This is a genomic window from Rhizobium sp. 01L410, from assembly GCF_056400165.1.
Window position 1 is genome coordinate 90,753 of the sequence record NZ_JBFTST010000012.1, and the last position, 20,297, is coordinate 111,049.

Sequence of the window (20,297 nt, forward strand, 5' to 3'; positions counted from 1 at the left end):
TCGTCTAAACAGAAAGCCGGGAAGCGAAAGCTTCCCGGCTTTTTTCATGAGACAACAATGGACCGATCAGTGCGGTGCGCCGAACTCGACCAGTTTCTGCGTGACCCGGCGGGTATCGTAAGGCTTCGGGAAAAACACGCCCCGTACCGGAAGGACCACTTCCTCTTCGCGGATATGGCCAGAGGTGATGATGATTTCGATCGGCGGCCAGCGATCGCGGATCGCGGCGGCCAGCATCATTCCATCGATGCTTCCCGGCATGTCGATATCGGTGAAAACGATGCAGATATCGCTGCGTGCTTCCAGAATGCGCACCGCTTCCTCTGCATCGGCGGCGCCGATCGCCTCGAAACCGGCGTCTTCAACAAGGTCGATGGCCATCATCCGCTGCAGCGGCTCGTCTTCGACAACGAGAACGTGTAGTCTCGTGCCTGTGTGATCATCGCCCATAACTCAGTCGCTCCTTTGCATTTGCGAGAGCGACGCGGACATTTTGACCGAGTAGCCATCCGGGCTGTAACTGGTTTCCGTCCCGCCGGACCCTATGAGGCCCATTTTTATAAGCTTGGAACCGAAGCCCTTTTTGGTTGGTTCGAAGGCGGTCGGGCCGCCTTCTTCACGCCACGATAGGTGGAATGTAGCCTGTTCACCTCGACCTTCAATGGTCCAGTGCACATAAGCTGCGCCTCTTTCGGCCGAAAGAGAGCCGTATTTGACAGCGTTGGTGGCGAGCTCGTGCAGAAGCAGGGAAATCGATAGCGAGCCCTTGGGGCCAACAGAGGTTTTCGGCCCGGCTATCGTCACACGATCGATGACGCCCAGCGATTCGATCGCCTTGACGACGAGGTCGTGGACATTGGCGCTCAGCCAGTTGTCCTGCAGCAGGATGTCGTGGGCGCGGCTCAGAGCATGCAGGCGGCGCTCGAAATTCTCGACATGCTCCCGCTCGGCCACTGGCTTGAGGGTCTGGGTGGCAATGGCCTGGATCATCGCGAAGGTGTTCTTCAGGCGGTGATTGATCTCGCGATTGAGAATATCCTGCTCGGCATCGGCCCTGACGCGGGCAATGGCGAGCTGAATGCGATCGCCGAAGCTGCGCACGAAGGCGAGCTCCTCGTTCGACCAGTCGTAGGGGTGGTTGTGATGGACGAAAACCACCAGGCTGAAATGTCCGTGGTCGAAGATCGGCACATTGACCAGGACCCGGATATCGAGATCCAGAAGCGCTCTGGCGTGATCGCTGGTTCGGGGATCCAAGCTGACATCCTCGATGATCACGGTGTCGCCAAGTTTCAGATCGTCGATGAAATTTCCGTAGTCGCGGAAACTATGGATGCCTGCAAGCGAGGCGATGCCGGGCGCCTGCCATTCTGGCTGCACCGACACAGTCTCATTACCGGCATCGACCAGACCGAAGCCTGCTCGCGTGGCATCCAGCGCCTTGGCCATAAGATCAGCTGCGGCGATTGCCATCGATTCGATATCGTCAAGATTTCTCAGCCGGTCTCCAAGATCGAGCAAGGCCTGCGCGCGGGCGCTGGCGCGCTTCTCGGCGGTGACGTCCTGGACGGTTCCGCGAAGAGCAATCGGTTTGCCGTCCGCGTCGGTCGTGAAGGCGGCATGCCGGGATATCCAGCGCACGCTTCGATGCTTGGTGCTGATGCGGTATTCCACATCCAGCAGCGCCGTGCCGTCCATCCGCGTCGAGGCACTCGTCTTGACGGACTGGTCGTCGGGAATCACCATGTCTTCGAATTTCGATGCCGGATAGCTTTCGGCGATCGGCACGTCGAAGATCCTGCAGAATTCGGGTGATACGCGCATCTGGCTTGTGGCGATATCGAGATCGAACGTTCCGATACGGCCGGCTTCCTGCGCCGCCATGTTCTTGTTGACGGATGAGCGCATCGCCGAGCTGATGCTTTTCTGGCGGCGGAAGAGTTCGTCCTTGCGGCTCGAAATCCGCCGTGCCTCCAGCAGCGCCACCACCTGCCGGGAGAGTGCCTGAAGGATCTTCAGCTGATCCGGGGCCAGGCCTTCAGGGCGTGCAACCGTGTCGATGACGCAGAGCGTGCCAATGATCGTACCGTCAGCGGTCACCAGCGGCGCTCCGGCGTAGAAACGAATACCGGGCGGTGCTGTCACCAGCACGTTGTCTCTGGTTCGCTCGTCTTTCGTCAGATCGGGGATAATGAGCGGCTGGGGACTCGATAGCGCATGAGCGCAGACGGACTGGTCGATCGGCGTCTCGCAGCTTTCAAGTCCGACTGCCGCCTTGAACCATTGCCGGTCGATCTCGACGAGGCTGATCAACGCTACGGGCGTATGGCAAACCGAGGAGGCAACGAAGACTATGTCGTCGAATTCTGGTTCCGGAGCCGTGTCGAGAATGTCGAAGGCTTCAAGCGCATCAAGTCGCTTCTGATTTTCGGCATGGTGTCGATCGGGTATCGGCGGCACAGAATTCCCAGGTCCTATGTGGCTGTTTCAATTCTTGAATGTAGGCAGGTGGCGGAATTTTCTAGCGGAAACATCAGAGAGTCCAAAAAAGATCTTCGGCCTCGACAGATTGCTATTCAATGGAAGTGAGCCGGAACGAGCGCCCGGCATTAAGGACAACGAATGCCTGACCGGCTTTCGCATTTTGATTGGACGCCAGCCGCTGGGTGCAAACCACAATATCGACTGATGCAGCCAGCGTCCGGGTCAGCAAACGGCTGAACCTCGCAATTGTTCCCGCGGCTTTCGCCGATTTCCGGATTTTGGCAGCAATGCTGCGCGATTATCGCCTCTGCCAGTTCTTCGGCGGCGATGACACGGAGTTGCGCACGACGAGATCCGGGCGCAGCAGGATTTCCGTCTCCGAGGGCTGGCCATCGCCTAAGAGTTCGAGCAGCAGCGCCATCGCCTGCTTGCCGATTGCCGTTCGCGGCTGGCGGATGGTGGTCAGCGACGGGCTCATGAACACGGCCTGTGGCACGTCGTCGAAACCGGTGACCGAGAAGTCGCGCGGGATATCGTAGCCGCGCGCATTGAGGCCGATCATCACGCCGATCGCCGTCTGGTCGTTGACGCACATGAAGGCCGTCGGCAGCGTGTCGCGCATGAAAAGCTGCTCGACGGCATGCCGGCCGCTTTCGATCGTGCCATCGCCTTCGAGAACGATGCGGGTTTCCTTCGGCACACCTGCGGCGTCAAGTCCTGCCTCGTACCCTTCGCGGCGGCGGGTATAGGCAAGGCGGGTGCGGGAATCGCCGATGAAGGCGATCTTGCGGTGGCCCTCGGCCAGCAGGAGATCGACAGCCTTGCGCGCACCTTCTGTGTCATCGACGCCGACATAGGGAATGCCGCCATTAAAGACGGGTTCGAAGACGCCGACGCTCGGCGGCAGCCGGGCCGTCATCGTCTGGTGGCCGAAGGGCAGGATGCCGGTGAAGAGGATGAGGCCCGCCGCCTGGTTCGAATTGAAGAACTTCAGATATTCGAGGCCGCGCTGGGCGTCGTTCTGCGTATGGCCGATCAGCACCCCATAGCCATGGGCGCGCGCCTCGTTTTCCAGGCCGACGAGAATGTTGGAGAAATTCGGGTCGCCGATATCGGGCGCCACCACAAGAATCATGTTCGACCGGCCGAGGCGCAGGCTGCGCGCCATGGCATTCGTCGTGTAGCCGGTGATGGCGATCGCCTGATTGACCTTCAATCGCGTCGAGTTCGCAACCTTCTCAGGCATATGGATCGCGCGCGATACGGTCGCGATGGAAACCTCGGCAATCCGGGCGACGTCTTCGATCGTTGCGGGCGTGGAATTCGACACTGGGGGCTCGCCATAGGCTGTCTTCGCCGCGACACTACACAGACTTGCCGACAGGTCAAAGGCAGCCAGTCACAGATCTGTGTAAATCAATGATGTAAACCTTTACATCCCATATGTAAAGGTTTACATCATTCTCAAGCGGTGGGGAGCCGCAGGGAGGAAATGATGGTTGTGGAGCCTGCAGAGGCTGCGCCTTTGGTGCTGTCCGCGAAGCGAATTTGCAAATCCTTCAATGGGGTACAGGTTCTCTTCAGCGTCAATTTCGATCTGCGCGCTGGCGAAGTCCATGCGCTGATGGGCGAGAACGGCGCGGGCAAGTCCACCCTCGTCAAAGTCCTGTCCGGTTTCGAACAGCCGACATCAGGCGAGATCCTTCTCGACGGTCAGCCGATCGTTCTGCCGCCCAATGGCGGCGCCGAAGCGCTTGGCATTGTCATCATCCACCAGGAATTCAATCTTGCCGACCATCTGACGGTCACCGAAAGCCTGTTTCTCGGTCGTGAAGTGACGCATTTTGGTGTCCTTGACCGGCGCTATATGCGCAAGGAAACGCGCCGGGTGCTCGATATGCTCGGTTCGCATGTCGATGAAGATGCGCTGATCAGCACGCTGTCGATCGCCGACAAGCAGATGGTCGAGATCGCCAAGGCGATCAGCCGCGATGCGCGCGTGGTCTTCATGGACGAGCCGACTGCGGTTCTGTCGCGCGAAGAAACCAACATTCTCTTCGAGCAGGTCCGCAAGCTGCGCGACAAGGGGACGAGCTTCGTGTTCGTCTCGCACAAGCTCGATGAAGTCATGGAATTGACCGACCGGGTCACGGTTCTGCGCGATGGGCAGTGGGTCAAGACGGCGCCGACCTCCATTCTCGATGGTGAATCCATTGCGCAGCTGATGGTCGGCCGTGAGCTTTCCAGTCTCTACCCGACCAAGGTCGAGCCCAATGTCGATGAAGAAGTGGTGCTGAGCGTCAGCGGTGTTGCGACCGGCTACGTGCAGGATGCTAGTTTCGAGGTCCGCAAGGGTGAAGTCATCGGCTTCTCAGGCCTGATCGGCTCCGGCCGTACCGAGCTCATGGAGGCGATCGCCGGCCTGCGTTCGCGCCTCTCCGGCGATGTCGTGATCAAGGGGCAAGAGGTTGCGTCCGGCGACGTGCATGCCGCCAATCGCGCCGGTCTCGCCTATATGACCAAGGACCGCAAGTCGAAGGGGCTGCTGCTGCGCTCCAACATGGTGACGAACCTGACGCTGCAGTCGCTTGGACAGCATGTGGCCCACGGTTATCTCAGCCCCAACAGCGAGGCTGCGGCGCTGGCCAAGGCAAAGCGCCGTTTCGATATCCGCGTCCGCGACGCCAATATCGTTGCCGGCCGCATGTCCGGCGGCAACCAGCAGAAGCTGTTGCTCGCCAAGGTGATGGAGACCGAGCCCGACATCATCATCATCGATGAGCCCACGCGCGGGATCGATGTCGGCACCAAGCAGCAGATTTATCATTTCATTTCGGCGCTCGCCCGCGATGGCAGGTCGATCATTGTCGTCTCGTCGGAAATGCCGGAGGTTATCGGTCTCTGCACCCGGGTCTGTGTGATGCGCGAGGGGCGTATCGTCGGTGTGCTGGAGGGCGACGAAATCTCCGAACAGGAAATCATGCGCTATGCCGCGGGCCTGAAGAGGAAGGCCGCCTGACAATTCGGCAGGCGCCGCTTCGGCACGCGTTTCAACGATAAGATGCCCACAGGGTTTGGGTCGGGAGGTTGGTTTTGACAATGAGCATCAACGAGGAGACCAGAGAGATCCGGCGCCGCTCCTGGCGGGACGTCGATCTGCGCGCCGTAGCGCCGTTCGCCGCGCTGTTCCTGCTTTTGATCGTCGGCGCCCTGGTCAATCCGAATTTCATCGGCATCACCAATCTCGCCAATGTCGCGACGCGCTGTGCATTCATCGCCATCATCGCAGTCGGTGCCACATTCGTCATTTCCGCCGGTGACCTCGATCTGTCCGTCGGCTCGATGGTGGCCTTCGTCGCCAGCCTGATGATCCTTTTGCTCAACTCCGGCGTCATTGCCGATCCGACGATGATGCTTGTCGTTGCCGTTGTGTTCGCTGTCGTTGCGGGCGCGCTCTGTGGCTTGGCAAACGGTCTGATCACCACCATGGGCAAGATCGAGCCGTTCATTGCGACACTCGGCACGATGGGCATCTATCGCGGCCTGACGACGTGGCTGTCGCAGGGCGGCGCTATCACGCTGCGCTCGCCTGAAATCCAGACGCTCTACCGTCCGGCCTATTTCGGCAGCTTCCTCGGCGTGCCGGTTCCGATCGTCGTCATTCTGGCGGTCACCGCCGTTGCCGCCTTTATTCTCTACCGCACGCGTTACGGTCGCCATGTCGTCGCCGTCGGTTCGAACAGCGATGTCGCCCGCTACTCGGGCATTGCGGTCAACAAGGTGCGCACCATTGCCTTCGTCATCCAGGGGCTTTGCGTGGCGATCGCCGTTCTTCTTTACGTGCCCCGTCTCGGTTCGACCTCGGCCACCACCGGCATCCTCTGGGAGCTGCAGGCAATCACGGCTGTCGTCGTCGGCGGCACGGCGCTCAAGGGTGGGGCGGGGCGTGTCTGGGGCACGATTTGCGGCGCCTTCATCCTCGAGCTCGTCGGCAACATCATGCTGCTGTCGAACTTCATCAGCGAATATCTCATCGGTGCGATCCAGGGTGCGATCATCATCATCGCCATGCTGGTGCAGCGCTCGCTGGTCCGGAAGGGATAACGGACCGCAACAGCCATTGGCCGGGCTCACAGGGCGTCCGGTTTACGGGTAGGAAAGTCCCTGAAGTTATGTTGGGAGGAGAATAGCATGCGCAAACTCATGTTGGGTCTTGCGGTTGCGGCCGTCGCAGTGGCGGGTTCCGCATACGCACAGGACAAGAAGTTCACCATCGGCGTGTCCATTCCGGCCGCCGACCACGGCTGGACCTCTGGTGTGGTGTTCCATGCCGAACGCGTCGCCAAGAAGCTGATGGAAGAGCATCCTGGCCTGAACGTCATCGTCAAGACCTCGCCGGACGCTGCCAGCCAGGCAAACGCCGTGCAGGACCTTGATACGCAGGGCATCGATGCCCTCGTCATCCTGCCGTCGGATCCGGATCCGCTGGTCAACGCCATCAAGGAAGTCAAGGGCAAGGGCAAGTATGTCGCTCTCGTCGACCGTGCACCGTCCACCAACGACGATTCGGTTCGCGATCTCTATGTTGCCGGTAACAACCCGGCGCTCGGCGAAGTCGCCGGCAAGTACATCGCTGCCCAGACGCCGGACGCCGAAGTCGTCATCATCCGCGGCCTGCCGATCCCGATCGATCAGCAGCGTCAGGACGGCTTCGATAAGGGCATTGCAGGCTCCAAGGTCAAGGTTCTCGACCGCCAGTACGGCAACTGGAACCGCGATGATGCCTTCAAGGTCATGCAGGACTACCTGACCAAGTATCAGAAGATCGACGTTGTATGGTGCCAGGACGATGACATGGCTGTCGGCGTACTCCAGGCCATCGAGCAGGCCAAGCGCACCGACATCAAGTATGTCGTCGCCGGTGCAGGCTCCAAGGACATGATCAAGAAGGTCATGGACGGCGACAAGATGATTCCGGTCGACGTTCTCTATCCGCCGGCAATGGTCGGTACGGCCATGGAACTGACGGCTGCTGGTCTCTACGATCAGGTTCCGGTTCGCGGCACCTTCGTTCTTGATGCGACGCTCGTCACCAAGGACAACGCCAAGGACTTCTACTTCCCGGATTCTCCGTTCTGATCATTCGCCTTCAGATGCGCCCATTCGCAAGGATGGGCGCATTTTTCATGTTCCGATTTCGCATGCGGACGAATTTGCGGCACGTACCTCTTGCAGCTGCCGGTGAGGCGTGTTTAGTTCGCTCACCATTTGACTTCCGGCTATCCAGCCACATTTGCCGCAAGTGCGTGGAGGCGCCTTGCTCCCGCCAAAATGCGTGTGACAGATTATCATAAACGTTTACGGTCGCTAATCAGGGAGGATTTCTGACATGAAGACGATCAAGGGGCCGGGCCTGTTCCTCGGCCAGTTCGCAGGCGATACCGCGCCTTTCAACTCATGGGATGCGATCACCAAATGGGCGGCCGATACCGGTTATAAGGGCGTCCAGGTTCCGACCTGGGCAAGCCAGCTCATCGACCTCAAGAAGGCCGCATCCTCCAAGGATTACTGCGACGAGTTTGCCGGTGTGGCGCGCCAGAACGGCGTCGAGATCACCGAGCTTTCGACGCATCTGCAGGGCCAGCTCGTTGCCGTTCACCCCGCCTATGACGAAGCCTTCGATGGCTTTGCGGCGCCTGAAGTGCGCGGCAATCCGAAGGCGCGTCAGGCATGGGCTGTCGAGCAGGTGAAGATGGCGCTGACAGCGTCCAAGCATCTCGGCATCAAGGCGCATGCGACCTTTTCGGGCGCGCTGGCTTGGCCGTTCATCTATCCGTGGCCGCAGCGCCCGGCCGGTCTGGTCGAAACCGCTTTCGACGAACTCGCCAAGCGCTGGACGCCGATCCTCGATCATGCCGATTCCTGCGGCGTCGATGTCTGCTACGAAATCCATCCGGGCGAAGACCTGCATGATGGCGTCACCTTCGAGATGTTCCTGGAGCGCGTGAAGAACCATCCACGCGCCAACATGCTCTATGACCCGTCGCACTACGTCCTGCAGTGCCTGGACTATCTTGAGAACATCGACATCTACAAAGACCGGATCAAGATGTTCCACGTCAAGGATGCCGAGTTCAACCCGACCGGGCGGCAGGGCGTCTATGGCGGCTATCAGGGCTGGGTCGAGCGTGCGGGCCGCTTCCGTTCGCTGGGTGATGGCCAGGTCGATTTCGGCGCCGTCTTCTCGAAGATGACCGCCAACAATTTCGACGGCTGGGCCGTGGTCGAATGGGAATGCGCGCTCAAGCATCCGGAAGACGGTGCCCGTGAAGGCGCCGAATTCGTCAAGGCACATATCATCCGCGTCACCGAGAAGGCGTTCGACGACTTCGCCGCGGGCGGCACCGATCAGGCAGCCAACCGGCGGATGCTGGGGATTTAACGAAAATACCCCTCCCCAACCCCTCCCCACAAAGGGGAGGGGCTTCTCGCGGCGTTGCTACGACCTATTATTGGTGCGGGGCAGCGCGGCGAGTTTTCTCCCCCCTTGTGGGGGAGATGCCCGGCAGGGCAGAGGGGACTTTCGCGAGATTTGATTTCGAGGAGGACACAATGGCAATCGAAGCATCAAACGAACAGACGCGCGAACCGCGCATTCGCCTCGGCATGGTCGGCGGCGGGGCTGGCGCATTCATCGGCGCCGTGCACCGCATGGCGGCCCGTCTGGACGACCAATATGAACTGATCGCCGGGGCGCTGTCCTCGACGCCGGAAAAGGCGCAGGCCTCCGGCCGCGATCTCGGTCTCGATCCGTCGCGGACATATTCCAGCTATCGCGAGATGGCGATCCGCGAGGCGAAGCTGAAGAATGGCATCGAAGCGGTGTCGATCGTGACGCCGAACCATGTGCATTACGATGCCGCCAAGGAGTTTCTCCGCCGCGGCATCCACGTCATCTGCGACAAGCCGCTGACGTCGAATCTTGCCGATGCCAAGAAGCTGAAGAAGATCGCCGACGAGAGCAGTGCTCTCTTCATCCTGACGCATAACTACACCGGCTATCCGATGGTCCGCCAGGCGCGCGAGATGATCGCCAATGGCGAGCTTGGCGATATCCGCCTGGTGCAAGCCGAGTATCCGCAGGACTGGCTGACGGAAGCCGTCGAGCAGCAGGGCGCCAAGCAGGCCGTCTGGCGCACCGATCCGGCCCAATCGGGCGCCGGCGGTTCGACCGGCGACATTGGCACGCATGCCTATAATCTCGGCTGCTTCGTCTCCGGCCTGGAGCTCGACAGCCTCGCCGCCGATCTCGACAGCTTCGTCGAGGGACGCCGTCTCGATGACAATGCGCATGTGATGCTGCGCTACAAGGCCAAGGGCAAGGAAAAGCCGGCCAAGGGCATGCTCTGGTGTAGCCAGGTGGCGCCGGGCCATGAGAACGGTCTGAAGGTTCGCGTCTATGGCACCAAGGGTGGTATCGAGTGGGTTCAGGCCGACCCCAACTATCTGTGGTTCACGCCGTTCGGCGAGCCGAAGCGGCTGATCACCCGCAATGGCGCCGGTTCGGGTGCTGCGGCTGCCCGCGTCTCGCGCGTTCCATCCGGTCACCCCGAAGGCTATCTCGAAGCCTTCGCGACGATCTACACGGAAGCGGCCCATGCCATCAACGCTGCCAAGAAGGGCAAGCCGGTCGACAAGGCCGTGGTCTACCCGACGGTCGATGACGGCGTGAAGGGCGTGGCCTTCGTCGAAGCCTGCGTTGCGTCTTCCAAGAAGAACGGCGGCTGGGTCAAGGTCTGATCTAAGGTCGGTTCGTTTCAAATGAGCGCATTCCCTTCAATCTTAGGGAATGCGCTCATTCGCGTTTAAGGGGATTGTGAAAGAAGAAGGCCGCAACCATATGGGGAGGCCCGATGACATTCTCTTTCCGCATCATGACGTGCATTCTGGCGCTGGCAGCCGTTCCGGCATCGGCGCAACAGCTCATTCCTGGCGGGCAGCGTGTGCCCGGAACCGTCAATGTTCAATCGACGATGTCGATGTCGGTTCCGGCTGACGCGACGCAGAACCCTTCCGAACAGATCGAACTGGCGCAGAAGACCTTCTATGCTATGGCCGGGCGGCAGTGCTCGCTGGTTCTGGAGACGGTGGGCGAGAGCTGCCAGATCACCAATCTCAGCAACAATGCCGATCTTAATCGCGGCAATGGCAGTTTCATCACGGTGCGTGGCACCGTTACGATGGCCGTCAAGCTCAAGGGTCAGGCCGACAAGCCGTAAGCCCTATCAGGCTGAAGCGGAAAGCCGCTTCAGCCTTGCGATCTGCTTCAGGCTGCGACAGCGGCCTGCTTGCGCTTCAAGAGCGCATCAATGCTGAACGAGCCGGCGCCCGCGGCGACGAAATACAGCATGACGAAGCAGAACAGGATCGCGGCGACGCCACCGTTCTGCGCCGGGTAGAAGCTCTTCGGCGCATGGGCGATGAAATAGGCGAAGGCCATCAGGCCCGAGAGAACGAAGGCGGCGGCTCGCGTCTTGAAGCCGATCAGCACCAGGAAACCGAGAACCAGTTCCAGCATGCCGGCAATCCATGACATGGAGCCAACCGGCGGTACGCTTGCCGCGGCAGGGAAATGCAGAATCTTCTGCGTCCCGTAGCTGAAGAGTACGAGCGACGAGACGATGCGCAGCAGGCTGAGAAGATGCGGCTGCAGCAGGTGGATGGAAGCGAGCATCGGGTTCCTTTCGTTGTTATCTCCCACTCCGCTCTCACCCGGCACACCGGCGATCTCAAGTCACGACTTCTGACATCAGCGTTATCACGCTGCGAGCGCGCCATCCGCATGCGCCTTGATTTGACCGCCTTGCCTGCCTAGATTGCCGTCATCCCGCAATACCAACAGGATGTGTGCCACCATGGATTTCACCCAGATCGCAATGCCGTCTCGCCTTGCCATCCGGGAGTTCTCTATCCATGCCTGCCTCCATCACTCTTTCCAATCTTTCGTGGTCGACGCCTGACGGGCGGCCGCTTCTTTCTGGTCTCGATCTGAGCTTCGGTGCCGAGCGCACAGGACTTGTCGGGCGCAATGGCGCCGGCAAGACGACGCTGCTGAAGTTGGTGACCGGCGAGCTGCAGCCGCTGTCCGGCAACATCGCCTTCGACGGGCGCCTCGGCGTTCTCCGCCAGTCGGTTCAGGTCGAAGCCGGGGCAACAATCGCCGATCTCTTCGACGCCAGCGATGCTCTCGCCGTCCTTATGAGGGCCGAGCGTGGCGAGGCGAGTGGCGAGGAGCTTGCCCATGCCGACTGGACGCTCGAGTCCCGCATGGCTTCGGCCCTCGAACGCGTCGGCCTCGATGCTCTGCCAGAAACAGTGCTTTCGTCGCTTTCCGGCGGTCAACGCACCCGAGCGGGTTTGGCGGTGCTGATTTTTGCCGAACCCGATTTTCTCATCCTTGATGAGCCGACCAACAATCTCGACCGCGAGGGCAGGGATGCGGTGATTGCGTTGCTGCGCGATTGGCGCGGCGGCGCGCTTGTTGTCAGCCATGACCGCGAGCTGCTGGAGACGATGGATGCGATCGTCGAACTGACGGCGCTGGGTGCTAGGCGCTATGGCGGCGGCTGGAGCGCTTTTCAGGAGCGCAAGGCGATCGAGCTTGCCGCTGCCGAACATGATCTCGCCGACGCCGAGAAGCGGATCGACGAGGTCAATCGCAGCGCCCAGCTTGCGGCCGAGCGGCAGGCGCGAAGCGATCGCGGCGGGCGGATCAAGGCGGCGCGTGGCGACATGCCTCGGATTGTCGCCGGCGGGCTGAAACGCAAGGCCGAGAATACCCGCGGCGAGCGCGTGCGGCTCGGCGAGAAACGGCGGGAGCAGGCACTTGGCGAGGCATCGGCGGCGCGTGGCAAGATCGAAGTCCTGCAGCCTTTTGCCATCAGGCTGAAACCGATCGGCTTGCCGCCGTCGCGTGTGGTGCTGAGGCTCGAAGGCGTGACGGCTGGATATGAGCCGGGGCGGCCTGTCATCCGCAATCTGTCGCTTATGCTCACCGGGCCGGAGCGCGTGGCGGTCGCTGGTCCGAACGGCTCCGGCAAGACGACGCTCCTGGCGCTGATCACCTGCGCGCTCGCCCCATGGGAGGGCACGGTCTCGGTTCCTGCCGGGCATGCGTTCTTCGATCAGGGCGTCAGCCTGCTCGATCCCGGGCTCAGTGTCCGTGAGAATTTCCGTGCCCTCAATCCGGGCGCGGATGAGAATGCCTGTCGGGCGGCGCTGGCAAGGTTCATGTTCCGCGCCGACGCAGCACTGCAGCAAGTCTCGACGCTGAGCGGCGGGCAGCTGTTGCGGGCCGGGCTCGCTTGCGTGCTCGGCGGACCGAAGCCGCCGCCGCTGCTCATCTTGGACGAGCCGACCAACCATCTGGACATCGACTCGATTGCGGCCGTCGAAGCCGGGCTCGCGGCCTATGACGGCGCGCTTCTGGTCGTCAGCCATGACGAAGTGTTTCTGGACAATATCGGGATCACGAGACGGGTTCTGATGCCGTCGGGCGCAACCATGCTCTGATGGCCGGACGAAGCGTAGCGGGAAGCCGGTCCTGAAGCCGGAATCTATCTGCAACGTTACAGTTTTGACATTCGAGACCTGTACAAGACATTCCGGCTTGGCTAAACCGCCGCCAACGATGGCCGCGCCGGCCGACCTGAACAGCACTAAAGACGGAAAACATTATGATCGATCCGAAGCTTCTCGCAGCCCGCTTCCCGGGCGACTTCACCTTCGGCGTAGCGACAGCCGCCTTCCAGATCGAAGGCGCCTCCAAGGCCGATGGCCGTAAGCCCTCCATCTGGGATGCGTTCTGCAACATGCCCGGCCGCGTCTATAACCGGGACAACGGCGATGTCGCCTGCGATCACTATAACCGCCTCGACGAGGACCTCGATCTGATCAAGGAGATGGGCGTTTCAGCCTACCGTTTCTCGATCGCTTGGCCGCGCATCATCCCTGACGGTACCGGCCCGGTGAACGAGGCTGGTCTCGATTTTTACGACCGCCTCGTCGACGGCTGCAAGGCGCGCGGCATCAAGACCTTCGCGACGCTTTACCATTGGGATCTGCCGCTGCTGCTCGCCGGCGACGGCGGCTGGACGGCGCGCTCGACCGCCTATGCATTCCAGCGCTATGCCAAGACGGTTATGGCCCGCCTCGGCGACCGCCTCGATACGGTCGCAACCTTCAACGAGCCGTGGTGCATCGTTTGGCTCAGCCACCTCTATGGCATCCATGCTCCGGGCGAGCGCAACATGCAGGCAGCGCTCCATGCGATGCACTACATGAATCTCGCCCATGGTCTCGGTGTCGAAGCGATCCGCTCCGAGGCGCCGAATGTTCCTGTCGGTCTGGTGCTCAACGCCTCGTCGATCATTCCGGGTTCCGACAGTCCGGCCGATCTGGCTGCTGCCGAGCGCGCCCATCAGTTTCATAACGGCGCGTTCTTCGATCCGGTTTTCAAGGGCGAATATCCGAAGGAATTCGTCGAGGCACTCGACGATCGGATGCCCGTCATCGAAGACGGCGACCTGAAGATCATCAACCAGAAGCTCGATTGGTGGGGCCTCAACTACTACAAGCCGGACCGCGTCCACGACGATGCCTCGAAGAAGGGCGATTTCCCCTGGACTGTCGAGGCGGCACCGGCGAGTGACATCAAGACCGATATCGGCTGGGAAGTCTACGCGCCCGGTCTCAAGCATCTGGTCGAGGATCTCTACCGCCGCTACGAACTGCCGGAATGCTACATCATCGAGAACGGCGCCTGCGACAACACTGACGTTGCTGATGGCGAGGTTGATGACACGATGCGCCTCGACTATGTCAGCGACCACCTCGACGTCGTCGCCAACCTGATCAAGGATGGCTATCCGATGCGCGGCTACTTCGCCTGGAGCCTGATGGATAATTTCGAATGGGCGGAAGGCTACAAGATGCGTTTCGGCCTCGTTCATGTCGATTACAACACCCAGGTCCGCACCGTGAAGAAGAGCGGCAAGTGGTATCGCGATCTCGCTGCCCAGTTCCCCAAGAGCAACCATAAGACAGCCTGACCGAAGCCTTGGCTCTACTCTGGCGTTTAGCAAGAAATGCGGAAAATCGCCTCTGGGTTTTACGAGTGGTTTTGGCCACCGGAATGGGGTCCAGAAATCGGTTTCTGATCCGGTTTTTCCGCGTCACGGCGCTGAATAAGCAGCATGGTGCGGCCGCAAAATATGCAGCAAAGTCAGCCGCTTCCGGTGCTCCGGGGGCGGTTCTTGCATAGATAGCGAAATTTATCTTTAAAACACCCGCTGATTAATCGTTTTGCCGTGATTTTTAACAGTTTCTTGAACTCTTGACTGGCACAGTCCCTGCCATCGGGGAGCAATAAATGCCTAAGTTATTCGGGCAAAAAAATCAGGCCTTGGGGATAGGCCGGCACACGACCGTCACGGGCGTGTTGCTGACCTTCGCCGTCATCGTCGCGATCGTCACTGTGATGATCCTGACCGCAATTTCGCGCGTCGCAGACAATGCCAACGTGCTCGACGACGAGCGCTCGCGGGAGACCACCGCTGGAGCGCTGAAGACTTTCGAAGAGCAGCTCGGCGCGACCCTCAACGATTATGCCGCATGGGACGATGCTGCCGCCAATGTCTATGCCGATGGCGGCATGGCATGGACGATCAGCAATTACGGCGAGATGTCCGTCAACAGTTCGCTGTTCGACATGGCCATCGTCATTGATGACAACAAGAAACCGCTGATGGCCTTTCGTGATGGCAAGGCGATGGAGGGCCGTCTCGACGACTTCTTCGCACCATCGCTCTGGACCCTGCTCGACAAGGTTCGAGCGGCAGATCTTACTGATCCGGAGGCGGTCGGTTTTGTCGGTACGAAGTCGGGCATCGCCGCTGCAGGCATCGCGCTGGTACGCGAGAAATCCGGCGCGTTGGACAAGCCAGCTGGCAGCCGCCGCTACCTGATATTCGCGCGGCATCTCGATGATGCCAAGGTGACCGGTCTTGGCGACACCTATGTGATCCATGGCATGAAGCTCGTGCCCGCGGACTACGCCGCAAAATATTCCGTCAGGATCGATGATGCTGCGGGTGTCACACTCGGTAAGCTCGTCTGGACGTCGCGGTCGCCGGGAGACATCGGCTATGATCAGGTGCGGCCGACCGTGGTGAAAGCCTTGGGCCTAGTGGGCTTGTTCTTCGCCGTGCTTCTGGTGATCGGCTGGATGGCCGGACGGCGTCTCAAGGCGGAAGAAATCACCGCCCGCGAAGAGGCGCTTCGCGACCGGCTGAGCGGCCTCTGGAATCGCGAGGGGCTGGGGATCGCCATCGACGCGATGGTCGAGGAAGCCCAGCAGAACAAGAAGAACATCCTCATTCTCTACCTCGATCTCGATGGCTTCAAGGAAGTCAACGACAGCTACGGCCATGGCACTGGCGATCAGCTGATCCGTGCCGTTGCGGCCGGGTTGAAGGTTCTGATCCCGCCGCATGCGGTTCTCGCCCGTATCGGTGGCGACGAGTTTGCCATTGCCTTCCATTCCGAAGGCGGCAATGCCGAAGCTCTGCAGCTCTCGGAACAGATTCTCGACTTCCTCGCCGAGCCGCTGGAAATCGGCCGCCGTGTCGTCGTCATCGGCGCCAGCATCGGCATCGCGATGTCGCCCGAAGGCGTTGCTGACCGCGAAGAGCTGGTGCGCCGTGCCGATCTCGCGATGTACAAGGCCAAGGAGGCCGGCCGTGCCCGTATGATGCTTTATGATCCGGAGATGGATGCAGACCGCGAAGAGCGCAACGCGCTGGAGATCGATCTGCGCGCGGCGATCGAGAGCGGCGATCTGACGCTTGCCTATCAGCCGCTGATCGATGCCGAGACCTATGAGATGAACGGGGTGGAAGCGCTGGTGCGCTGGAACCGTCCCGGCTTCGGTCCTATTTCGCCCGATGTCTTCATTCCGGTCGCCGAAACCAGCGGGCTGATCGAAGCGCTCGGCCTGTTCGTCTTGCGAAAGGCCTGCGAGACGGCCAAGCAGTGGCCGGATCTGCGGATCTCGGTCAACGTCTCACCCGGCCAGTTCCGCAATCCGGCATTTACCGATTATGTGCGCTACGTTCTGAAGCAGACGGAGATCGAAGCGCGCCGGGTGACGCTCGAGATCACCGAAGGCTACATGATCCAGAACCCGCAGCGCACGCGCCAGTCGATCGAACGGCTGAAGACGCTCGGCGTGAAGATTGCGCTCGACGATTTCGGTTCTGGTTTTTCGTCGATCGGTTACCTGCGCCAGTTCGGCTTCGACCGCATCAAGATCGACCGTTCGCTGGTCGATGGCGTTACCGAGAGCGAGAGCCAGCGCGAGATGCTGCAGGCAACCGTCGCGCTTGCACGATCGCTCAATATTCCGGTGACGGCCGAGGGTATCGAGACGGAAGCCCAGGCGGTCGCCGTCCGTCTCTTCGGTTGCGACAGCCTGCAAGGCTATCACTTCAGCCGGCCGGTAACGGCCGACAAGATCACCGAAATGCTGGAGGAGCGGCGCGAGCAGCGCCGCCCGCCGCGCCGGACGAGTGCAGCCTAGGTTCCGATGTGCTTCTGGCCGCGCTTCCTGGCAAGCGCGATCTGATGCTGGCGCTGACGGTAGCGCAGGCGATCTTCCTCGCTGCGCGTGCCGTAGCAATGGCTGCAGGAAACGCCTTCCTCATAGTGTGGTGAGGTGATCTCTTCCGTGGTGATCGGGTTGCGGCAGGCGTGGCAGAGCTTGTGCTCGCCTTCCTTCAGGCCGTGCTCGACCGAAACCCGCTCGTCGAAGACAAAGCAGGCGCCCTCCCACAGGCTTTCTTCCTGCGGCACTTCCTCAAGGTATTTCAGGATACCGCCCTTGAGGTGATAAACCTCGTCGAAGCCCTGTTCCTTCATGAAGGCGGTTGCCTTTTCGCAGCGGATGCCGCCGGTGCAGTACATGGCGATCTTCGGCTTGTTGTGCAGGCCGGGATTGTTGCGCACCCAATCCGGAAACTCGCGGAAGGTCTTGGTCTGCGGATCGACGGCGCCGCGGAAGACGCCGATGGCCGTCTCGTAGTCGTTGCGGGTGTCGATCACGATCGTGTCGGGATCGGAAATCAATTCGTTCCAGTCTTTTGCCGCGACATAGGTACCGACCACCTGGTTGGGGTCGATGTTCTCGACGCCCATGGTGACGATCTCTTTCTTCAGCTTCACCTTCATGCGCAGGAACGGCATCTTCGATGCGCGGCTTTCCTTGTGCTCAAGTGTCGCGAATTCCGGCTGGGCGCGCAGATGGGTCAGTACCGTCCTGACGCCTTCATCCGGTCCGCCGATCGTGCCGTTGATGCCCTCATGGGCAAGCAGTAGCGTTCCCTTCACGCCGTTTGCCTCACAGAGCGCCTGCAGCGGCTCACGCAGGCTTTCGAAGCGCGGCACGGAAACGAAATGATAGAGCGCCGCCACGAGGAACGAGCTTGAGCTATTGATGCTGTCGGTCATGGGCGGTGGAAATACAGCTTTCGGCCCGTCAGTGCAATTGCCTGTTGGCCGGGCGCTCAAGTCACTTTGCCGCTGCGTTCCAGAGGAGCCGGATGCGCCTGGCCTCTTCACCGGGATCGTCGGCAAAGATGGTCTCTGCGATGATCAACGCCTCGCGGCGGTCGTCCTGCTGGCGATGGATGATCGCATCGAGCAGGCGCGCAAGATCGTCGTTGCGGGTGAAGAGCTGCGGCTCGGCCTCTACCAGATCGCTGAGCACGGACAGATCGTGGACGTGTCCCAGACGATCCACCAGTGCCTTGGCAGCATCGCGCTTGGCTTTCATCGCAGCAGGCCAGAGGGCGGTCAGGAGTTTATGATTGGCACGGTAATCCTGCGTTCGCTTGCGCAACTCATGGAAGGCGCTGTCGGACGCCTCGCCATGGCAGGCGTCAAGCGCGGCTCGTGCTTTCACCGCTGTCCGCTCCCACCCCTTGGCAATCATTTTCGCAGTCTTGTCACGTTTGCCCGGGAAAGAGAGGCCATCCAGCGCTGCGATCGCCTCTTTCAGAATGCCGCTGGTTTCCCGAAGCTTCGGCTCGATGCCCGCCTCGGCCTCGGTCATCCAGTTCCGTCGGGTTTCGAGGATGACAGCTATCCGCTCGAGTGAGGCGCGCTCGTCGTCATCGCGCGCAAGAGATTGCAGATAGCGGACGGTTTCGATCAGCGCTTCGGCATCGCGAATGGTGGAGAGCGCCCTGGCGGCATCCCTTAGCCGGATATTCTCGCGTTTCCGGATTTCACCCATCTCGCGGGCCACCAGCCTGTAGAGCGATCGCACCTTTTTCAGGTTCTTGCGGAAGGCATGGATTGCCTCGTGTGTGCCATCCGGACGCTGTTCGAGCATGCGGATCGCTTCCAGCAGTTCGCCGGTCGCAGCATCCTTGAAGCTCTCGGTAAAATCCGCGTCAGGCCGAATGCGGAAGGGCATGGCGGTCGTACTGGTATTCGGTCGCCAGCGCCTGGTTCGAGTAGTGGAAATCGCCGGTGACCTCGCGGCCGAGCCATGAGGGCAGGGAGGGGCTGTCAGTTTCCGCCTTCAGTTCGACTTCTGCAATCACGAGGCCGCGATGGGGGCCGCCAAAGACATCGACTTCCCAGATGAAGCCTTCGTGGGGCACGCGGTAGCGGGTCTTCTCGATGACAATACCGATGGCGTTTTCCATCAGTTCCTCGGCATCGGGGACGGGAATGTCATATTCGAATTCGTCGCGCGTCAACGTGCTGCGGCCGATCTTCATCGTCAGCCGGGCGCTGCTGTCATCGAGGATACGCACCCGGACGGAACGGTCGTCCATTGAGGCGACGTAAGCCTGCTTGAGAATTGCCTTCGATACGGCCCTGGCGCGCCATCCATCGGTGCGTACCAGAAACTTCCGCTCGATTTCCTTCGCCATTGCCAGTGACCTTTCGTGACGAGGGGCTAAGCTAGCGCAAAAAAATAATGGTTCAAACCCATTTATGCCAAAGATCGGTTTGGTCTCGACAAAGTGTACCCTTGGGCGTATCTCGGAGCCCGAATTTCAATCGTTTCAAAGGATCTTGGCCATGGGCGAAAAGACACAGAAGCTCCTTTCCATCCTCAAGCTTCAGCCGGTCGTTCCGGTGCTCATCATCGACGACGTGAAGTCCGGCGTTTCTCTGGCGCGTGCGCTGGTCGCCGGCGGTCTGAAGGCCATCGAGATCACCATGCGGACCCCGGTTGCGCTCGAAGCCGTGCGCGCCGTTGCCGACGAAGTGGAAGGCGCTGAAGTTGGTGCCGGCACCATCCTTAATGCCGCCCATTGGGAAGCTGCCGTTGCCGCAGGCTCGAAGTTCATCGTCAGCCCCGGCGCGACGCAGGAACTGCTCGATGCCGCGGCCCAGTCTCCCGTTCCGCTGCTGCCGGGCGCAGCAACGGTGAGTGAAGTGATGGCACTTCGCGAAGAGGGCTACCAAGTCCTCAAGTTCTTCCCCGCCGAACAGGCAGGCGGCGCCGCCTATCTCAAGGCTCTGTCCTCGCCGCTCGCCGGCATGCTGTTTTGCCCGACCGGCGGCATTTCGCTGAAGAACGCCAATGATTACCTGTCGCTGCCGAACGTTGTCTGCGTCGGCGGCTCCTGGGTTGCGCCGAAGGAGCTGGTTGCCGCGGGCGACTGGGCAGGCATCACCAAGCTTGCCGCCGAAGCCGCAGCGCTGCAGGCCTGACATTTAAGTGATCGCTATTGATG

The 20,297-nt window shown here is 60.8% G+C and carries 17 protein-coding genes; 10 read left to right on the top strand and 7 right to left on the bottom strand.

Annotation, left to right across the window (positions count from 1 at the left end):
* Positions 1–66 precede the first annotated feature (66 nt).
* The 3 genes from AC1DV9_RS23375 to AC1DV9_RS23385 form a co-directional block, all read right to left on the bottom strand.
* Positions 67–450 (bottom strand): response regulator, encoded by a 384-nt coding sequence (locus AC1DV9_RS23375; protein ID WP_477950222.1) that lies wholly within the window; start codon positions 448–450, stop codon positions 67–69.
* Between the two features lie 3 nt (positions 451–453).
* Positions 454–2,460 (bottom strand): GAF domain-containing protein, encoded by a 2,007-nt coding sequence (locus AC1DV9_RS23380; protein ID WP_477950223.1) that lies wholly within the window; start codon positions 2,458–2,460, stop codon positions 454–456.
* A gap of 322 nt (positions 2,461–2,782) precedes the next feature.
* Complete coding sequence (locus AC1DV9_RS23385; RefSeq protein WP_112385619.1) at positions 2,783–3,814, bottom strand: LacI family DNA-binding transcriptional regulator; 1,032 nt, start codon at positions 3,812–3,814, stop codon at positions 2,783–2,785.
* Between the two features lie 165 nt (positions 3,815–3,979).
* Here AC1DV9_RS23385 and AC1DV9_RS23390 point away from each other — a divergent pair, with 165 nt between their 5' ends.
* The 6 genes from AC1DV9_RS23390 (at position 3,980) to AC1DV9_RS23415 (ending at position 10,763) form a co-directional block, all read left to right on the top strand.
* A complete protein-coding gene (locus AC1DV9_RS23390; protein WP_477950272.1) occupies positions 3,980–5,503 on the top strand; it encodes a sugar ABC transporter ATP-binding protein in 1,524 nt (507 codons plus the stop codon).
* Between the two features lie 80 nt (positions 5,504–5,583).
* Positions 5,584–6,588 carry an ABC transporter permease gene (locus tag AC1DV9_RS23395; protein WP_112385617.1) on the top strand — a complete coding sequence of 335 codons (1,005 nt, stop codon included), beginning with the start codon at positions 5,584–5,586 and terminating at the stop codon, positions 6,586–6,588.
* An 87-nt stretch (positions 6,589–6,675) separates the two neighbouring features.
* Entirely contained in the window at positions 6,676–7,623 is a 948-nt protein-coding gene (locus AC1DV9_RS23400; RefSeq protein WP_477950224.1) for a substrate-binding domain-containing protein, read from the top strand.
* Positions 7,624–7,873: 250 nt separating this feature from the next.
* A complete protein-coding gene (locus AC1DV9_RS23405) occupies positions 7,874–8,926 on the top strand; it encodes a sugar phosphate isomerase/epimerase family protein (RefSeq protein ID WP_112385615.1) in 1,053 nt (350 codons plus the stop codon).
* Between the two features lie 170 nt (positions 8,927–9,096).
* Positions 9,097–10,284, top strand: coding sequence for a Gfo/Idh/MocA family protein (locus tag AC1DV9_RS23410; protein ID WP_477950225.1), 1,188 nt, complete (start codon positions 9,097–9,099; stop codon positions 10,282–10,284).
* A gap of 113 nt (positions 10,285–10,397) precedes the next feature.
* A complete protein-coding gene (locus AC1DV9_RS23415) occupies positions 10,398–10,763 on the top strand; it encodes a hypothetical protein (protein ID WP_477940772.1) in 366 nt (121 codons plus the stop codon).
* Positions 10,764–10,810: 47 nt separating this feature from the next.
* On the opposite strand, the gene AC1DV9_RS23420 is transcribed toward AC1DV9_RS23415, so the two are convergent.
* Positions 10,811–11,218, bottom strand: coding sequence for a DoxX family protein (locus AC1DV9_RS23420; RefSeq protein WP_477950226.1), 408 nt, complete (start codon positions 11,216–11,218; stop codon positions 10,811–10,813).
* A gap of 239 nt (positions 11,219–11,457) precedes the next feature.
* Between AC1DV9_RS23420 and AC1DV9_RS23425 the strand changes: the two genes are divergently transcribed.
* The 3 genes from AC1DV9_RS23425 to AC1DV9_RS23435 all read left to right on the top strand — a co-directional run bounded on the left by AC1DV9_RS23425 (position 11,458) and on the right by AC1DV9_RS23435 (position 17,122).
* The gene (locus tag AC1DV9_RS23425; RefSeq protein WP_477950227.1) at positions 11,458–13,056 is read left to right on the top strand and encodes an ABC-F family ATP-binding cassette domain-containing protein; all 1,599 of its coding nucleotides are present in this window, start codon (positions 11,458–11,460) and stop codon (positions 13,054–13,056) included.
* A gap of 164 nt (positions 13,057–13,220) precedes the next feature.
* Positions 13,221–14,594 carry a GH1 family beta-glucosidase gene (locus AC1DV9_RS23430; RefSeq protein WP_477950228.1) on the top strand — a complete coding sequence of 458 codons (1,374 nt, stop codon included), beginning with the start codon at positions 13,221–13,223 and terminating at the stop codon, positions 14,592–14,594.
* Between the two features lie 320 nt (positions 14,595–14,914).
* Entirely contained in the window at positions 14,915–17,122 is a 2,208-nt protein-coding gene (locus AC1DV9_RS23435) for an EAL domain-containing protein (RefSeq protein WP_112385610.1), read from the top strand.
* On the opposite strand, the gene trhO is transcribed toward AC1DV9_RS23435, so the two are convergent.
* The 3 genes from trhO to AC1DV9_RS23450 all read right to left on the bottom strand — a co-directional run bounded on the left by trhO (position 17,119) and on the right by AC1DV9_RS23450 (position 19,484).
* Positions 17,119–18,048: an oxygen-dependent tRNA uridine(34) hydroxylase TrhO gene (trhO, locus tag AC1DV9_RS23440; protein WP_477950229.1), complete on the bottom strand. Its 930-nt coding sequence runs from the start codon at positions 18,046–18,048 to the stop codon at positions 17,119–17,121. The two genes, AC1DV9_RS23435 and trhO, sit on opposite strands and share 4 nt — an antisense overlap.
* Before the next feature lie 61 nt (positions 18,049–18,109).
* Entirely contained in the window at positions 18,110–19,018 is a 909-nt protein-coding gene (locus AC1DV9_RS23445) for a CHAD domain-containing protein (protein ID WP_112516829.1), read from the bottom strand.
* On the bottom strand, positions 18,996–19,484 hold the full coding sequence (locus AC1DV9_RS23450) for a CYTH domain-containing protein (protein ID WP_477950230.1): 489 nt from the start codon (positions 19,482–19,484) through the stop codon (positions 18,996–18,998). The genes AC1DV9_RS23445 and AC1DV9_RS23450 overlap by 23 nt, the downstream gene beginning before the upstream one ends.
* A 151-nt stretch (positions 19,485–19,635) precedes the next feature.
* On the opposite strand from AC1DV9_RS23450, the gene AC1DV9_RS23455 reads away from it, so the two are divergent.
* Positions 19,636–20,274 (top strand): 2-dehydro-3-deoxy-phosphogluconate aldolase, encoded by a 639-nt coding sequence (locus tag AC1DV9_RS23455; protein WP_112385606.1) that lies wholly within the window; start codon positions 19,636–19,638, stop codon positions 20,272–20,274.
* Positions 20,275–20,297 lie beyond the last annotated feature (23 nt).

Bases quoted from the DNA above. Each gene is read 5' to 3' on its own strand.
- trhO (WP_477950229.1), bottom strand. From the start codon at position 18,048: ATGACCGACAGCATCAATAGCTCAAGCTCGTTCCTCGTGGCGGCGCTC.
- AC1DV9_RS23410 (WP_477950225.1), top strand. From the start codon at position 9,097: ATGGCAATCGAAGCATCAAACGAACAGACGCGCGAACCGCGCATTCGC.
- AC1DV9_RS23395 (WP_112385617.1), top strand. From the start codon at position 5,584: ATGAGCATCAACGAGGAGACCAGAGAGATCCGGCGCCGCTCCTGGCGG.
- AC1DV9_RS23425 (WP_477950227.1), top strand. From the start codon at position 11,458: ATGCCTGCCTCCATCACTCTTTCCAATCTTTCGTGGTCGACGCCTGAC.
- AC1DV9_RS23450 (WP_477950230.1), bottom strand. From the start codon at position 19,484: ATGGCGAAGGAAATCGAGCGGAAGTTTCTGGTACGCACCGATGGATGG.
- AC1DV9_RS23405 (WP_112385615.1), top strand. From the start codon at position 7,874: ATGAAGACGATCAAGGGGCCGGGCCTGTTCCTCGGCCAGTTCGCAGGC.
- AC1DV9_RS23430 (WP_477950228.1), top strand. From the start codon at position 13,221: ATGATCGATCCGAAGCTTCTCGCAGCCCGCTTCCCGGGCGACTTCACC.
- AC1DV9_RS23420 (WP_477950226.1), bottom strand. From the start codon at position 11,218: ATGCTCGCTTCCATCCACCTGCTGCAGCCGCATCTTCTCAGCCTGCTG.
- AC1DV9_RS23435 (WP_112385610.1), top strand. From the start codon at position 14,915: ATGCCTAAGTTATTCGGGCAAAAAAATCAGGCCTTGGGGATAGGCCGG.
- AC1DV9_RS23455 (WP_112385606.1), top strand. From the start codon at position 19,636: ATGGGCGAAAAGACACAGAAGCTCCTTTCCATCCTCAAGCTTCAGCCG.
- AC1DV9_RS23400 (WP_477950224.1), top strand. From the start codon at position 6,676: ATGCGCAAACTCATGTTGGGTCTTGCGGTTGCGGCCGTCGCAGTGGCG.
- AC1DV9_RS23445 (WP_112516829.1), bottom strand. From the start codon at position 19,018: ATGCCCTTCCGCATTCGGCCTGACGCGGATTTTACCGAGAGCTTCAAG.
- AC1DV9_RS23375 (WP_477950222.1), bottom strand. From the start codon at position 450: ATGGGCGATGATCACACAGGCACGAGACTACACGTTCTCGTTGTCGAA.
- AC1DV9_RS23415 (WP_477940772.1), top strand. From the start codon at position 10,398: ATGACATTCTCTTTCCGCATCATGACGTGCATTCTGGCGCTGGCAGCC.
- AC1DV9_RS23390 (WP_477950272.1), top strand. From the start codon at position 3,980: ATGGTTGTGGAGCCTGCAGAGGCTGCGCCTTTGGTGCTGTCCGCGAAG.